Genomic DNA, 15,972 nt, shown 5'->3' on the forward strand with positions numbered 1-15,972 from the left:
CCGCAGCGATAATGCGGCGGACGCCGCCCCGCTTCTGCTATGATCCCATCATGACGATCGGGATTACCGGACCCCAACCGAAGGTGCCGGGGGGAAGCATCCTGGCAGGGTGGATCATTGCCGCCATTGTCGTCGGGATCGGCTTGTTGCTGCTCAGCGTGGCAAGCGGGCTCCTGGTCGACTGGCTCTGGTTCTCCTCGGTCGGCTATCTGCAGGTCTTCTGGATCAGTCTGGGCGCCGAAGCGGCAGTCTTTGGCACCGTGTTCGCCGCCACCACGCTCATGCTTTGGCTGAACGGACGGCTCGCGCTGCGCTTCGCCCGACTGCCGTCGACGCCCGCTGCCGTTGGATTGAACCCACCTCCCGATCCCTTTGCGCTCGTGCGCGACCGGCTGCCATGGCCTCACATCATCGCCGCCGCCGCCGTTCTCATCGCTGTGCTCGTTGCGGCTGGAGAAGCCGGCGAGTGGGCCACCCTGCTACGCTATTTGTATCACGTGCCGTTCGGTTCAAGCGATCCGCTCTACGGCAAGGACATCGGTTTCTATCTGTTCTCATTGCCCGCCTATATCCAGATCAACAACTGGATGGTGCTCACGATCATTCTGAGCGCACTGTTCGCCGGTGCAATCTACTGGAGTTTTAGCGAGATAGACCACGGCAAGGGTCGCCGGTCGATGCCGCCCGCGGCGATCACCCATGGCTCCTTGCTGCTCGGTCTCCTCTTCGCCGTAAAGGCCTGGTCCTACGTTCTCGACCGCTATCTCCTGCTTTACAGCGACAACGGGGTGGTGGTCGGCGCAAGCTACACGGACATCCACGTCCAGCTTCCCGTCCTGTGGTTGCTGGTCGGCCTTTCAATCATCGCAGCGCTCATCGCATGGGCTAACCTTGGCCTGCGAACCTACCGGCTTCCCGCAGCCGCAATCCTGCTCGTCGCCATCGGCTCCTTCGTGGCGTCCGGCGTGGTGCCTTCGTTGTTCCGCCACTTCTTCGTCAAGCCAAGCGAGCTCGAGCTGGAAAAGCCTTACATCGAGCGCAACATCGCAATGACCCGGCAGGCGTATGATCTCGACAGGATCGTCGCCAAGCCGTTCGCCGCCGAAGAGACCCTGACCTTCAAGACGCTGGAAGCCAACAAGGCGACGATCGACAATATCAGACTATGGGACTGGCGCCCCCTGTCGGATACTTACGCGCAGCTCCAGGAAATCCGGACCTACTACAAATTCCACGACCTCGACGTCGATCGATACTGGCTCGGCGGCTCCTATCAAAGCGTGATGCTCTCGGCCCGCGAGCTGCGGCCCTCGCTGCTGCCGCCCAATGCCCAGACATGGGTCAACCGTCAGGTGCTGTTCACGCATGGCAACGGTGCCGTCATGAGCCCGGTAACCCGCAAGACCATCGAGGGGCTGCCATACTTCTATTTGCGCGATATTCCCCCGGTTGCCGATGGTGGCCCCGAGATCCGCGAGCCGCGCATCTATTTCGGTGAGGAGAGCGACGGCTACGTCATCGTCAAGGGCACGGTCCCGGAATTCGATTACCCGAAAGGGGCGGACAACGCTTACGCGGCCTATGACGGCGCCGGCGGTGTCCCGGTGGGAAGTCTCGCGAGGAGGATGCTCTTCGCGCAGTACTTCAGCGATGTGAACCTGCTTTTGACAAGTTACATCACGAGCGACACTCGCATCATGATCCGGCGCAATATCCGGGAACGGGTGCGTACGATCGCTCCCTTTCTGAGGCTGGATCATGATCCCTATCTGGTCATCAGCGAGGGGCGGATGTTCTGGATGCAGGATGCCTACACGACGAGCTCCTATTTTCCCTACTCACAGCTGACACCGGACCTCGATCTCAACTACATCCGCAATTCCGTGAAAGTCGTCATCGACGCCTACAACGGCACCGTCACGTTTTACTTGATGGATCCCAGCGATCCGATTGCGGCGACATATCAGCGAATTTTCCCAGGCCTTTTCACGCCGGTCGCCGCGATGCCTGCGGACCTGCAGAAGCACATCCGCTATCCGGAGGACCTCTTTCTGATCCAGGCACGGGTCTATCAGGCCTATCACATGGAGGCCGCTGACGTTTTCTACAATCGGGAGGATCTCTGGCAATTCCCCCGCCAGCCGGGTGGCGACGGCGTCGCGATGATGGCGCCCTACTACATCATCATGCGGCTGCCGGGCGAACCGCGGGCCGAGTTCTTCATCATGCTTCCGATGGTCCCGAGCCGCCGGGACAACATGATCGCCTGGCTCGCCGCGCGCTGCGATTCCCCCGATTACGGCAAGCTGATCGTCTACGAATTTCCCAAGGACAAGCTGGTCTATGGGCCGCTCCAGATCGAAGCACGGATCAACCAGAGTACCGAGATTTCCCAGCAACTCACGCTGTGGAACCAGATGGGATCGCGGGTGATCCGCGGCAACTTGCTTGTGATCCCGATCGAGAACTCCATCCTCTATGTGTCGCCGCTCTATCTGCGGGCGGAGCAAGGCCATCTGCCGGAATTGAAGCGGGTGATCGCCGCCTATGGTGAGCACGTGGTGATGAAGGAGACGCTGTCCGAGGCCTTGTCGGCGCTGTTTGCGGAAGGCGGCCCTGCGCCGGCACCGCCCCGCGCCGTGACCGAGACGTCGCATGGAGCGTCTGCGCGAGAGGCACTCGATCACTACAATCAGGCAATGGAGCGCCTGAAATCAGGGGATTGGGCCGGCTTCGGCACGGATATCCAGGCGATGCGCGCAATTCTGGAACAGTTAAGCCGAGAATCGAACGCGCTCGAGCATCCGGGCGAAACGAATGGCGGAAACCTGCCTGACCGCCCGCCTGTGAAGTCGGAGATCAAGTGACCTAAATGATCTTTTCGGAAAACCGCTACACACTTTTCCGGATCATGCTTTAATTCCGAAGTTCGGCGCGCTCAATTCCGGCGCGTTCTCCTCGATCCATGGCAATCCTCAACAACAACTTCAGCCGCGCGATGCGGTCGCGTGCCCAGCACCAGACTTCGGACGAGGTTACCCATTCATGAAATCTGATCCAGCGACGATACAGAAACGCAAAGCTCGGAATTTGCATCAAGCGGTCGCGCGTCAGTTTGAACAGTCGTTCGACCAGCGTGATCTTTAGAATCTCGCCCGCCGCGATGGTCAGCGCGCCTTCGACGACATAGCCCCCCGAGATCAGAAATGCGCCGACCGGCTTCACCGGTTCGAGGATGACGACGGGGATGGAAAAGAGCGCAAGTGCCGGATAAGGGCGCAGGCCTGCAATCCAATTGTTGAGCGGTCGCAAAATCTCAAGCCGTCCGATCCAGTCCGATAGCGGACGCGCCACGGCTTCGAACACCAGATCGGCGACGAAATAGACCGTGACGAGGGCATACCCCAGTACTCTCAGCACGCGCTTCATGGTGAGTTGCTCCACGCTCCAAACGCTGGTGCTAAAGCACCCGTTCCAGCCCTTTGTAAGGTCTCAGCGGGGCTTTTCTGGTCGGCGTGGAACCGCCGGATCGGATTCCATGGTCATCGGTTTGCCGCCCATTTGTCGCGAGTTGCACGCTTTCCTGTGCGAGCCCAGAAGCTCATCCAACACAAGCGAGCGACACAATGCCAACCGCTAAACTGAGAGCGTCCACGATTCTTGCAGAATTAGAGCAAGCACAAAGAGAGCTTGTCGGCAAAGCCGTTATCCTGACTGACGGGAAGGCGGGGACGGTGGACGAGATCTGGCTCGACGAAGCCCACGGCCTGCGAATTTCGATCAGAGGTCACGAAGGTAAGTGGCCGGTATCGACCATCAAATTGGCACAGACGGATCGATGACGGCGCTGATGAGGACAAGGGTTCTTCCGGGCTGCTTGGATTTGGGAGTTCTGCAGCGCTCTGACCTGACGGTCTGACGCAAACCGATTCGCCCGACGGGCAAAATCAGTTCGATTTTTCTCGTTGCGCTCGCATGCGAGCGAAACCTAGATTCGCAAGTCGTTCAAGATCGTTACTGCGTTCAAGATGCCCGCGCAAAAATATTCCTATTTCGCCTTTTCAGAGTTTGCAGCGGCCACCCGGCCTTCCCTGCGCCCTCCGATTTTGAGGGTCATGGATGATGCAAAAGCTCGGGCGCAAGGCGCCGCGAGGACCCGGATGCCTGTCTCCGTATCGCCTGCAACTCTCAACGCGGTCGTCCCGATGGAGCGTTGCGGATTTTAGCATGCTGCCAAACTGCTGCCGCAGGTCACTTCACGCACAGCTTGAACCCAACGGCACTGTCCACAGGCCTTGTTGGGCACGGCCCGGCGGCTTAACTTGCAGCTGAATGTCGGCTATTTGCCTCAACAAGAACTTCAAGAGACAGCAATGCAAGCAGCGTTTCTTCCCGACCGGGGCGTGGTCAAGGTTTCCGGCGAGGACGCACGCAATTTCCTCAATGGCCTCGTCACGTCAGATGTCACCGAGCTCAAGCCTGGGGTGGCGAAATTCGGCGCGCTCCTGACCCCGCAGGGCAAGATCATTGTCGACTTCCTGATCACCGAGGCGCCTGCGGGACATGGCGGCGGCTTCCTGTTCGACTGCCCGCGCCCACTCGCGCAAGCGCTCACCGACAAGCTCCGCTTCTACAAGCTGCGCGCCAAGGTGACGTTGGAAAACCTCAGCGAGAGCCTCGGCGTCATCGCCGCCTGGGGCGGGGAGCCAGCCATGCAGCCGGACCTGACCTTTGCCGATCCGCGCTCGCCTGCCCTCGGATATCGTATCCTGGCTCCGCAGGAACTGGCTGCAAAGGTCGCCGCCCTGATCGGCGCCGACCTTGTCGAGCCAAGCGCCTATGAGGCGCATCGCATCGCCTGCGGCGCGCCGCGCGGCGGGCTCGATTTCATCTATGGCGATGCCTTCCCGCATGAGACCAACATGGACCGGCTGCACGGCGTCGATTTCGACAAGGGCTGCTATGTCGGCCAGGAGGTCGTCTCGCGCATGCAGCATCGCGGCAGCGCGCGCACCCGTACGGTGAAAATCGTCCTCGACGGTCCCTCGCCGGAGGCTGGTGCGACCATCCTCGCCGGCGACAAGCAGGTCGGCACCATCGGCTCGACGGCGGGCGACAAGGGCCTGGCGCTGGTGCGCACTGACCGCGTCGCGGACGCTCTTGCCGCCGGTCTTACGCTCTCCGCCGGCGGACTGCCGCTTCGCCTTGCCGATCCCGACGCAGTGCGCAATGCCAGCAAGCAGGGCATGGCATGAGCCGTTCCGCCCGCCTGCACCCCGACGGCAAGACACGCTGCCCCTGGCCCGGCGAGGACCCGTTCTATGTGGCTTATCACGACACCGAATGGGGCGTGCCGGAATATGACGACCGCGCGCTCTATGAGAAGCTGATCCTCGACGGCTTCCAGGCCGGCCTGTCCTGGATCACGATTTTGCGCAAGCGCGACAATTTCCGCCACGCCTTCGACGATTTCGAGCCCGCGAAGATCGCGCGCTACAATGCCAAGAAGGTGCATGCGCTGATGAACGACGCCGGCATCGTGCGCAACCGCGCCAAGATCGAGGGCGCGATCGAAAGCGCGAAGTCCTACCTTAAGATCATGGAGGAAGGCCCTGGCTTCTCGAAGTTTTTATGGGACTTCGTCGACGGCCGGCCCAAGATCAATCAGTTCAAGACGACCGCGAGCGTGCCGGCGTCGACGCCGCTCTCGATCAAGATGTCCAAGGAGTTGTCGTCGCGCGGCTTCAAGTTCGTCGGCCCGACCATCGTCTATGCCTTCATGCAGGCGACCGGCATGGTCAACGACCATCTCGTCACCTGCTTCTGCCACGAAGCCTGCGGCAAGACGCACCGCACGCCGCGCTTGGCAGTCAAATGAGCTCACGCCAGATGATCTCAGGCAAGAGCGCCGATACCCGCGCCTGGCAGCGGATGCTGTCGGGGCGCAGGCTCGATTTGCTCGACCCCTCCCCGCTCGACATCGAGATCGCCGATATCGCCCATGGCCTCGCCCGCGTCGCGCGCTGGAACGGCCAGACCTCGGGCGCGCATATCTTCTCCGTCGCCCAGCACACGCTTTTGGTGGAAGCCGTGCTGCGCGCAGAAAGCCCCAATATCGATGCCAAGGTCAGGCTCGCTGCGCTGCTGCATGACGCGCCGGAATATGTCATCGGCGACATGATCTCGCCGTTCAAGGCGGTGTTGGGGGGCGATTACAAGGCGGTGGAGAAGCGGCTGCTGGCTGCCATCCACATCCGCTTCGGCCTGCCGCCGCAGGTGGACAACGGAATCGAACGGCAGATCAAGGCAGCCGACCGCGGTGCGGCCTATCTGGAGGCCACGGAACTGGCCGGCTTCTCCAAGGAGGAGGCAAAACGCCTGTTCGGCCGCGATCCCGGCCTGCCCGACGCCGTCAGGGAGGACTATCTGACGCCATGGAGCGCGGTGAAAGCGGAGAAGCGGTTCCTGGCTCGTTTCAAGGCGCTGGAGGCTTGAATGACAGGGGCGAAGGTGCTTTCACCGCGGGCGAACGTCCAAATCCGGAAGATGGGCGCAGGCGCCCGCACCGTGTCTACGGTCTCATCGGAAGATGAAAATCCGGTGGGCACGCCTCGCCTTACCCGCACGACATGATCCAAGTTTGAATAGGCCCGCCATGATCCACGTCTGCTCACTCGCTGCCCTGCCCGGAATCGTCAAGACGATCGGCGCAAGCCATGTGCTGACGGTGATGGGCAAGGTCGACCAGGTGCCGCGGCCCGCGTCGATCAGGCCGGAGAACCATCTGAAGGTGTCAGTCGACGATATCACCGAGCCGATGGACGGTTTTGTCATGCCGTCGGACGAACATGTGGCTCAGGTGCTCGATTTCGTGCGCGGCTGGGACCGCGGCGCGCCGCTGGTGATCCATTGCTGGGCCGGCGTCAGCCGCTCGACTGCGAGCGCCTTTGCAGCCGCCTGCGCACTCAACCCGCATCGCGAGGAGATCGAGATCGCCCGCCAGATCCGCGCGGCTTCGCCGATCGCCTCGCCCAACCGACTGATCGTGAGCCTCGCCGACAAGGCGCTTGGACGCGACGGGCGCATGCTGCGCGCGCTCGATGCGATTGGGCCGGCGTCGATGATGGTGGAGGGCGTGCCGTTCCGGGTCGAGCTCGATTGAGGAAGCGTGCTAGCCTGCCTCTCGAAACCAGTGTTTCGGATTCGGGGCAGCGGGCATGAGCGAGACGCCACTCAAGCCGATCGAGATCGGCCTGACGGCGGCCATCGTCGGAATCGACGACAATGAGCCGTCGATCCTGACCGCGTCCGCCGAGGACGACGGCAAGCTGGCAGGGCTTCCGTTCGGCCCGTTCGATGCGGTGGCACACCGCACCTTCGAGATGGGCTTGCGCGCCTGGGTCGCCGAGCAGACGGGGTTGCAGCTCGGCTATGTCGAGCAGCTCTACACATTCGGCGACCGCGGCCGCCATGCGGAAGCCGGCGACACCGACGCCCATCTGGTCTCGATCGGCTATCTCGCGCTGACCCGCGCCTCGGCGGGCGTCGCGCCCGCGCCCGGCGCAGGCTTCGAGCCGTGGTACCGCTACTTCCCCTGGGAGGACTGGCGCGAGAGCCGCCCCGACATCATCGCCCGCGACATCCTGCCTGCACTCAACGAGTGGGCGGGGCAAAGCGAGGATGCGGCAACGCCGCGACCGCTGTCTCGCCAGGAGCGCGTGCGGCTCTATTTCGGCACCGAAGACGCGCAATGGGACGAGGAGCGCGTGCTCGATCGCTACGAGCTGCTCTACGAAGCGGGCCTCGTCGAGGAAGCGCGCCGTGACGGTCGGCCCGCGGCGCTGGGGCGCGGCCGGCTTCCCGCGCTCGGTGGCGCCATGCGCTTCGACCACCGGCGCATCCTCGCCACCGCAATCGCAAGGCTGCGCGCAAAACTGAAATATCGCCCCGTGGTGTTTGAACTGATGCCGGCCGAATTCACACTTACCGAATTGCAGCACACGGTCGAGGCGATCTCCGGGCGGCATCTGCACAAGCAGAATTTCCGCCGCCTCGTGGAAACCACCGCCCTGGTCGAACCAACCGGCGTGATGTCGACACAAACCGGCGGCCGGCCCGCCGCGCTGTTTCGGTTTCGCCGCGAAGTGCTGCAGGAGCGCCCCGCTCCCGGCCTGCGGGTCCGCGGCCGGCGTTGAGATGGATAAGCGGACACGCGATGGATTCCCTGTTTGATGCGCCGTTCGATTTTTTTGCGCTGCTGATCGCGGCCGTCGCCTTCATCGTCGCCTTGCGCTCGCGCAATCAGATCGATTCGTTGCGAGCGAGGCTCGATGCGCTCGAGGCCGCGGGCGAGACGGCGATGCGGCATGCGCCGCCACCGCTGCCCCATGAGGCGGTGGTCGAACCCGCACAGCCCGCGGCGACCGTGCAACCCGTTTCGGCGCCGCCGCCGCTCGCGCCGGACGCTGCGGCTCCCAAAGCCGCCGCGCAGCCGGCAGCACCGCCTCCGCTTCCGATCGCCGAGCCGGGATTCGAGGAGCGCATCGGCACGCGCTGGGTCGTCTGGATCGGCGGGCTCACGCTCGCCCTCGGCGGCTTCTTCCTGGTCCGCTACTCCATCGAGGCCGGCCTGCTCGGTCCGCGCGTGCGCACCTTCCTGGGCGGCCTGTTCGCGCTCGCGCTACTCGCCGCCGGCGAATGGACCCGGCGCAGGGAAAGCATTGCCGAGATCGAGGCGCTGCCGATCGCCAATATCCCCGCGATCCTCACGGCGGCCGGCACCGCGGTCGCCTTTGCCACCGTCTATGCGGCCTACGCGCTCTACGACTTCATCGCGCCCGCCACGGCCTTCGTCCTGCTCGGCGTGGTCGCGCTCGGCACACTCGCAGCCGCACTGCTGCACGGACCCGCGCTGGCCGGTCTCGGGGTCGTCGGCGCCTTTGCCACACCCATCCTGGTCTCCTCGGACAAGCCCGACTTCTGGGCGCTCTACATCTACCTCGCCATCGTCACCGCGGCAGCGTTAGGCCTGGCGCGCGCGCGGCTGTGGCGTTGGCTAGCGATTACCACCATCGCCCTGGCGCTGTTCTGGATCCTGCCCGTACTGAATTTCAATCCACCAGATGTCGCGCCCTACGCCTTCCACGTCATGGCCGGCCTTGTCATCGCAAGTCTGCTCGTCGTGTGCGGCTTCCTGTTCGGACCGCCTGCTACGGACGACCGGATCGAGCCCGTCTCATCGATCTCGCTCGCGGCTTACCTCTTCGGCGCGATGCTGATCGTACTTGCGAGCCATCACGCCGATGCCGCACTCATCGTCTTCACTCTCCTGACCGCAGTCACGCTCGGCGTGGCCTGGCGCGCGCCGGCAGCGTCAGGTGCGGTCGCGGCTTCGGCCCTGTTCGTGTTCATCGTGTTCGCGGAATGGGCGGTGCGCGGCAATCCTGACCTGCTGGTGATGCCGGGCGGACCGCTGCCGGGCATTGGCGGGCCCGCCATCACTGATCAATCGGTGACGCTGCACCTCGTTACGGCCGCGATCTTTGCCCTCGGATTTGGCGCGGCCGGCTTCCTTGCCCAGGGCCGCGCAGCGAACGCCATCGTTCCGGTGGTGCGGTCGTCAACCGCTGTCTTCGTGCCGCTGGCGCTCCTGGTCGCGCTCTATGCCCGCATCGCCCATCTCGATCGCTCGATCCCGTTTGCGATCCTTGCCGTGCTGCCTGCAGCTGCATTCGGCGCCGCGACCGAAATTCTCAGCCGCCGCGCGTCCCGCCCGGGCCTTTCCATTTCGACCGCATTGTTTGCCACCGGCACGCTTGGCGCGCTGGCGCTGGCCTTTACATTCGCGCTGGAAAAGGGATGGCTGACCATTGCGCTCGCGCTGATGTCGCTCGGGACCGCCTGGATTGCGATGCAGCGGCCGATCCCGTTCCTGCGCTCGCTGGCAGCGATCCTCGCCGCCATCGTGGTGACGCGGATCGGCTATGAGCCGCGGATCGCGGGCGATGCCGTCGGCACCACGCCGATCTTCAACTGGCTGTTGTGGGGATATGGCGTGCCGGCCGCGGCATTCTGGCTCGGCACTCATTTCCTGCGCCGGCGCGGCGACGACGCCCCGCTGCGTGCCGTGGAAGCGGCGGCGATCCTGTTCACGGTGCTGCTTGCCTTCATGGAAATCCGCCATGCCGTCTATGGCGGCGATATCTACCGCGTCATTCCCTCGCTGGCTGAGCTTGCGCTTCAAGTCTCGGTTGCGCTGGCGATGGCCATCGGTCTGGAAAGGCTGCGTATCCGCACCGGCAGCGTGGTGCACAATGTCGGCGCCGTGCTGCTCACGGTCTTCGCCGGCGTGGTCGGCGTGTTCGGGCTGTTGCTCGCGGAAAATCCGATGCTGACATCGGTTTCGCTCGAGGGCACCGTAATCAATCTGCTGCTGCTCGCCTATGCGCTGCCGGCCGTGCTCATGCTGTTGTTGTCGTACGCGGTCGCGGGGCTGCGCCCGGTCGCCTATGCCAACACCATCGCCGGCGGTGCGCTCGTCTTCGCGCTTGCCTATGTGAGCCTCGAGGTTCGGCGGCTCTATCACGGTCCGTCAGTCGAGATCGGGCTGACCACAGGCGCCGAACAATACACCTATTCCATCACTTGGCTCGCTTTCGGCGTGGTGCTGCTCGGCGTCGGCCTTCTGGTCAATTCGCAGCGCGCACGGCTTGCATCGGCCGCGGTGATCGCGCTGACGATCGTCAAGGCTTTCCTGATCGACATGTCGACGCTGTCGGGCGTCTACCGCGCGCTCTCTTTCATCTGCCTCGGCCTGGTACTGGTTGCGATCGGCTGGCTGTACCAGAAGATCCTGTTCCGGCGACACGCCCCGCCGCAGCCTGCGGCGCCGCCGGCCTGATGAAGACGTTACGCGACGCGCACCGACTGCAGAAATTTGCTGACTTGGCGCCGCGCTGCACGTCGGTGATGTTGGGCGAGACCTCCTGGGTGCCTTGTGCGGCCTGCTGCACGTTGCGCGCAATCTCCTGGGTCGCCGCGCCCTGCTCTTCCACCGCGGCCGCAATGCTCGAGGAGATCTCGGAGAGCCGTGCCGCGTGCCTGTTCCACGGCCTCGCTTGCGGATCAAGGTCTCAAAGCGACCGTCAATCGAGTGCTTCGCCAAACATACGAATCCGAAACACTGGCTCCTTGGCTTCGTCCAAAAGCTCCATCTGCCATTCGGCGTTGGGCTTGAGGCTGCGCGCGATGCCGCCCACAAGTTTCGAACAGACTGCTCGCATCTCGGTCCACGCAGCTTCGCGCGTCTCGAATTCGTACGGCAGATCAGAGGCGCCGGAGTAATGGCCGTGGCTGATCCGGAAGAAGTAAATCGCCATTAATTGAACCCATGCGTTGGGCCCGTCCCCGCGCGAAACTGGACCGGCAATACTACCAAGGCATGAAATATGCGAGCCGTATGACTACGGCCGCCTGCTCCGTCCGATTATTCGGTGGAACGGCGCAGCTCAGGCGCGGCCTCGACCTTCGCGGGCTCGGACTTGACCGGCTCAATCTTGGCACTCTCGACCCGTGGCGTTTCCACGCGAACGGGGGCTTCCGCGCGCGACTCCGCAGCCGAGCCAGTCCCCTCCGCGCGACGCGAACGAGGCCGCGCCACGGCGCGTGCCATCAACATCTGGGTGCCGCCCTGGTGATGGAAGTCGCAATAGGCGAAGCTCATGCCGGAGACCGAGCCGCGGAAGCTGGCTTCGTCGGTCTTGTCCAGATTGAAGCAGGGCTCGAACGGCAGGCCGCGCAGCGAGGCGCAAACGGCCTGTCCGCGAATCTGCAGCGTGTTGCCGGGAAGACGGACATGCCTGATGGGGCCGGAGCCCGAGAACTGCACGGCGCCTGCGGCACCCATGTCATCGAGGATACGTCCGGCACCGCGGGTGCCATCGACGCAGGTGAACGCGAAGATCTTGCCGGCAACGAATTTGCGCGCCTCGTCGGCGGACATCATCCCAGCAAGCGCGGGTGCAATCATGGCGCCGGCGGTGACGGTGCCCAACAGAAAACGCGCAAGCATGCTGCAACTCCAACTAGACCCAAGCGCGAGCAAAGTCTGCCTTCTTTACCCGCTGCTTACCATACCAACCGTGGCAAGATTGGAGCAGGTTGGTTGGTAAAGTCTGAACGTCCTCAGACAATTTTTACCACGATGCGGCCGCGGACCTGGCCGGCAAGGATTTGCGGACCCATGCCGACGACCTGGTCGAGGCTAATTTCATGTGTGATTTCAGACAGTTTTGTCCGATCCAGATCACGCGCCAGGCGTTCCCAGGCGATTTTTCGCAACGGCAGCGGGCACATCACGGAATCGATGCCGAGAAGGCACACCGCGCGCAAAATAAACGGCGCAACCGACGACGGCAGGTCCATGCCCGCGGCGAGCCCACAGGCCGCGATCGCCCCGCCATACCTGGTCATGGACAGGAGATTGGCGAGGGTGGTCGAGCCAACGCTGTCCACCCCGCCCGCCCAGCGCTCCTTGGCCAGCGGCTTGGCCGGACCGCTCAACTCGTTGCGGTCGATCACCTCGGTGGCACCGAGGTCTTTCAAATAGGACGCTTCGGACAGCCGCCCGGTCGAGGCAATCACGTGATAGCCAAGCTTCGCGAGCACGGCGGTCGCGACCGAGCCGACACCGCCGGCAGCGCCAGTGACGACCACGGGACCTGCCTGCGGCGTCAGCCCCTGCTTCTCCAGCGCCAGCACGGCGAGCATGGCGGTGAAGCCGGCCGTGCCGATCGCCATCGCCTCGCGGGCGGAGAGACCGTCCGGCAGGCGCACCAGCCAATCGCCCTTGACCCGCGCCTTCTCTGCATAAGCGCCGAGATGGGTTTCACCGAGGCCCCAGCCGGTGCAGGCCACCTTGTCGCCCGCCTTCCACGAGGGATGAGAGGAATGCGTCACCTTGCCCGCGAAATCGATGCCGGCGATCATCGGGAAACGCCGCACCACCGGCGCCTTGCCGGTGACGGCAAGGCCGTCCTTGTAATTCAACGTCGACCATTCGACGGCGACGGTCACGTCGCCATCCATCAACTCGGCTTCGTCGAATTGCGTGAGCGCGGCGGCGGTGCCCTTGTCCGCCTTGTCGATCCGGATTGCCTTGAAGGTGGCCACGGCGAAACTCCCTGAACTCTGGCTTTCAGGGGTTTTATCGCATCAGGCGGGCTGCGCAACGGCCCGCACGACGGGCTTCTCGACAATCGGCAGATTGATCAGGGCGGACAGCACGCCGAACAGAATCGAAAGCCACCAGACGGGCGTGTAGGAACCAAAACTCTCGAACACCGTGCCGCCGAGCCAGACGCCCAGAAAGCCGCCGACCTGGTGGCTGACGAAGGCAAAGCCATAGAGAGTCGCGAACCAGCGCGTGCCGAACATCAGCGCCACCAGCGCCGAGGTCGGCGGGACCGAAGAAAGCCAGGTCAGGCCGGAGATCGCGCCAAACAGGATCGCTGTCGTTGGCGTGACTGGAAGGGAGATGAAGGCAACCGTCGCCAACGCGCGCACGGAATAGATGGTCGAAAGGATAAAGCGCTTGGGCACGAAGTTCTGCAGCCAGCCGACGCCGAGCGAGCCGACCATGTTGAAGAGGCCAATCGCCGCGATTACCCAGCCGCCGGTCTGCGCACTGATGCCGTGATCGGCGAGAAAGGGCGGCAGATGCACGGTGATGAAGGCGAGTTGGAAGCCGCAGGTGAAGAAGCCAAGCACCAACAGCACATAGGAGCGATGGCCAAAGGCCTCGGCGAGCGCGGTCTTGAACGACTGCTGATCCGTCGCCCCCTCCTTCGAGGGCTCGGCCGCGGGTGTCGCGATGGCAAATGAGAGGGGAATGATCAGCAGCATCATGCTGGCAAACACCATCAGTGCGGTCTGCCAGCCGAAATTGTCGATCAGCGCGACGCCAAAGGGCGCGAAGACGAACTGGCCGAACGAGCCCGCCGCGGTGCCCGCACCGAGCGCGAGGCCGCGCCGTTCCGGCGGCAGCAGTTTGCTGAAGGCGGACAGCACAAGATTGAACGAACAGCCGGACAGACCGAGGCCGATCAGCACGCCGGCACCCAGATCGAGTGAGAGCGGCGTTGCCGAATAGCGCATCAGCACCAGGCCGCCGGCATAAAGCAGCGCGCCGACGATCATCACGCGCAGCAGGCCGAAACGATCGGCGATCGCGCCGGCCAAAGGCTGGCCGAGACCCCACAACAGGTTCTGCACCGCGATTGCGAGGCTGAATACGTCGCGTCCCCAGGCAAATTCCTGGCCGATCGGCTTGATGAAGAAGCCCACGCTTGACCGCGGGCCAAAGGAGAGCAGTGCAATCGCACAGCCGCAGGCGATGATGACGAGAGGAGTGCGCCAGCCGCCAGCAGAAGGTGCCGGCCGAACGTCGCCCGCGGTTGTCGTCATCTGTCACTCCCCCGTGTGTCTTTGGCGGCCGGTATAGCGACCGCGGGTGCGAAGGAGTTAATGCATCTGCATGGAAAGCCAAGCGTCATACGAAGGAAATTTCGTTGCGCAGGGCAGCTCTGCAAAACGCCGTGGTCGGCCACGGCGATTTGATCAACGGAACAGCTAGCGTCGTCTCAGGAGGCATGCTAAATATGTTTTGCTCAATCGGAGTATAATGATTGAGTGCGAGCGGGCTGCAATGAAGCGCGGCCGGCTCGATGAGATCCAAGTCAGCGAAGCAAAAGCACCGGCCCTCGAGGCCGGATTTCTCAGACGTCCTATATACTCATATTGAGTATAATTGGTCTGAAGCCAAAGAGAAGGGAGGCAATCATGCCGATTGCTGGAATCTACGGGCCGAACGATTTCCCCGCTGCCGAGCGCGGCGCCGCCACTCCCATCAGGGACAACGCAAAGGCCGCCGCGCGCCACCGCGTACTGCCGATGCCGCCTCTGGAATGGACGAGCGAGGTCGAGCGCGCCACCGCTCATCTCTATGAGCGGGTCAAAGGCGTGATCCCGCCGGTCGAGTGGCCGTTGATGGCGCCCTATGTGAAGGCGATCAATGATCTGAAGGCGGAGCGCGATGCAGTCATCCTCGCGCATAATTATCAGACGCCGGAGATCTTCCATTGCGTCGCCGACATCACCGGCGACTCGCTGCAGCTCGCGATCGAAGCCACCAAGGTGAAGGCCTCCACCATCATCCAGTGCGGCGTGCATTTCATGGCGGAGACGTCGAAGATCCTCAATCCCGACAAGACGGTTCTGATCCCGGATTCGCGCGCCGGCTGCTCGCTGGCGGCAAGCATCACGGCCGCAGATGTGCGCCTGTTGCGCGAGCGTTTCCCCGGCGTACCCGTGGTCGCCTATGTCAACACCTCGGCCGACGTTAAGGCAGAAGTCGATATGTGCTGCACGTCGTCAAATGCACGCGAAGTGGTCGAGAGCCTGAACGCGCCGACGGTGATCTTCCTGCCCGACCAATACCTGGCGCGATATGTCGCTTCGAAGACAAGCGTGAAGATCATCGCATGGAAAGGCGCCTGCGAGGTGCATGAGCGCTTCACCGGCGACGAGCTGCGTGCCTATCGGGAGGCCGATCCGAGCGTGCAGATCATCGCGCATCCGGAGTGCCCGCCCGACGTGCTGGCGGAGGCCGATTTCACCGGCTCCACCGCACACATGATCAAATGGGTCCGCGACAAGCATCCCCGGCGGCTTGTCATGATCACCGAATGCTCGATGGCCGACAATGTCCGCGCGGAGCTGCCGGATGTCGAGATGGTGCAGCCATGCAACCTGTGCCCGCACATGAAACGCATCACGTTGGCGAATATCCTGGAGAGCCTGCTGTACTTGCGCGAGGAGGTGCAGGTTGATCCGGTAATCGCCGCGAAAGCGCGGCGCTCTGTCGAGCGGATGATCAACCTAAAGAATTAGTTCTGTCGTCCCGGCCAAGCGAAC

At 63.4% G+C, this 15,972-nt stretch carries 14 protein-coding genes and 1 pseudogene; 9 read left to right on the plus strand and 6 right to left on the minus strand.

All coding sequences use genetic code 11. From position 1 onward, the window contains the following. Positions 1-50 precede the first annotated feature (50 nt). The gene (locus A3AI_RS0100580) at positions 51-2,867 is read left to right on the plus strand and encodes a UPF0182 family membrane protein (RefSeq protein ID WP_024513697.1); all 2,817 of its coding nucleotides are present in this window, start codon (positions 51-53) and stop codon (positions 2,865-2,867) included. Between the two features lie 49 nt (positions 2,868-2,916). On the opposite strand, the gene A3AI_RS41945 is transcribed toward A3AI_RS0100580, so the two are convergent. Next, positions 2,917-3,429 carry a hypothetical protein gene (locus A3AI_RS41945; protein WP_024513698.1) on the minus strand — a complete coding sequence of 171 codons (513 nt, stop codon included), beginning with the start codon at positions 3,427-3,429 and terminating at the stop codon, positions 2,917-2,919. A gap of 197 nt (positions 3,430-3,626) precedes the next feature. Between A3AI_RS41945 and A3AI_RS0100590 the strand changes: the two genes are divergently transcribed. The 7 genes from A3AI_RS0100590 to A3AI_RS0100620 all read left to right on the plus strand — a co-directional run bounded on the left by A3AI_RS0100590 (position 3,627) and on the right by A3AI_RS0100620 (position 10,900). Next, complete coding sequence (locus tag A3AI_RS0100590; protein ID WP_024513699.1) at positions 3,627-3,842, plus strand: PRC-barrel domain-containing protein; 216 nt, start codon at positions 3,627-3,629, stop codon at positions 3,840-3,842. Between the two features lie 531 nt (positions 3,843-4,373). Next, positions 4,374-5,255: a CAF17-like 4Fe-4S cluster assembly/insertion protein YgfZ gene (gene ygfZ, locus A3AI_RS0100595; RefSeq protein WP_024513700.1), complete on the plus strand. Its 882-nt coding sequence runs from the start codon at positions 4,374-4,376 to the stop codon at positions 5,253-5,255. After that, the gene (locus tag A3AI_RS0100600) at positions 5,252-5,878 is read left to right on the plus strand and encodes a DNA-3-methyladenine glycosylase I (RefSeq protein WP_024513701.1); all 627 of its coding nucleotides are present in this window, start codon (positions 5,252-5,254) and stop codon (positions 5,876-5,878) included. The genes ygfZ and A3AI_RS0100600 overlap by 4 nt, the downstream gene beginning before the upstream one ends. Continuing rightward, positions 5,875-6,495, plus strand: a complete 621-nt coding sequence (locus A3AI_RS0100605; RefSeq protein WP_024513702.1) for a YfbR-like 5'-deoxynucleotidase — start codon at positions 5,875-5,877, stop codon at positions 6,493-6,495. Before A3AI_RS0100600 ends, A3AI_RS0100605 begins: the two co-directional genes overlap by 4 nt. A 160-nt stretch (positions 6,496-6,655) precedes the next feature. Continuing rightward, a complete protein-coding gene (locus A3AI_RS0100610) occupies positions 6,656-7,162 on the plus strand; it encodes a tyrosine phosphatase family protein (RefSeq protein ID WP_024513703.1) in 507 nt (168 codons plus the stop codon). 55 nt (positions 7,163-7,217) lie between these two features. Next, on the plus strand, positions 7,218-8,195 hold the full coding sequence (locus A3AI_RS0100615; protein ID WP_024513704.1) for an NUDIX hydrolase: 978 nt from the start codon (positions 7,218-7,220) through the stop codon (positions 8,193-8,195). A 29-nt stretch (positions 8,196-8,224) separates the two neighbouring features. Beyond that, positions 8,225-10,900: a DUF2339 domain-containing protein gene (locus A3AI_RS0100620; RefSeq protein ID WP_024513705.1), complete on the plus strand. Its 2,676-nt coding sequence runs from the start codon at positions 8,225-8,227 to the stop codon at positions 10,898-10,900. Here A3AI_RS0100620 and A3AI_RS50160 read toward each other — a convergent pair. From A3AI_RS50160 to A3AI_RS0100640, 5 genes and pseudogenes are all read right to left on the minus strand, one after another. After that, positions 10,800-11,090, minus strand: a pseudogene (locus A3AI_RS50160) (hypothetical protein); the annotation flags it as partial. The gene A3AI_RS0100620 and the pseudogene A3AI_RS50160 overlap by 101 nt on opposite strands. A gap of 54 nt (positions 11,091-11,144) precedes the next feature. Further along, a complete protein-coding gene (locus tag A3AI_RS0100625) occupies positions 11,145-11,378 on the minus strand; it encodes a DUF6894 family protein (protein WP_024513706.1) in 234 nt (77 codons plus the stop codon). 107 nt (positions 11,379-11,485) lie between these two features. Next, positions 11,486-12,070 carry a hypothetical protein gene (locus A3AI_RS0100630; protein WP_024513707.1) on the minus strand — a complete coding sequence of 195 codons (585 nt, stop codon included), beginning with the start codon at positions 12,068-12,070 and terminating at the stop codon, positions 11,486-11,488. Between the two features lie 113 nt (positions 12,071-12,183). Beyond that, on the minus strand, positions 12,184-13,170 hold the full coding sequence (acuI, locus tag A3AI_RS0100635; RefSeq protein ID WP_024513708.1) for an acrylyl-CoA reductase (NADPH): 987 nt from the start codon (positions 13,168-13,170) through the stop codon (positions 12,184-12,186). Between the two features lie 42 nt (positions 13,171-13,212). Continuing rightward, complete coding sequence (locus tag A3AI_RS0100640) at positions 13,213-14,463, minus strand: MFS transporter (RefSeq protein WP_024513709.1); 1,251 nt, start codon at positions 14,461-14,463, stop codon at positions 13,213-13,215. Between the two features lie 375 nt (positions 14,464-14,838). On the opposite strand from A3AI_RS0100640, the gene nadA reads away from it, so the two are divergent. Continuing rightward, on the plus strand, positions 14,839-15,948 hold the full coding sequence (gene nadA, locus A3AI_RS0100645; protein ID WP_024513710.1) for a quinolinate synthase NadA: 1,110 nt from the start codon (positions 14,839-14,841) through the stop codon (positions 15,946-15,948). Positions 15,949-15,972: the final 24 nt, after the last annotated feature.

This window comes from Bradyrhizobium sp. Tv2a-2, assembly GCF_000472425.1.
Taxonomy (GTDB): domain Bacteria; phylum Pseudomonadota; class Alphaproteobacteria; order Rhizobiales; family Xanthobacteraceae; genus Bradyrhizobium.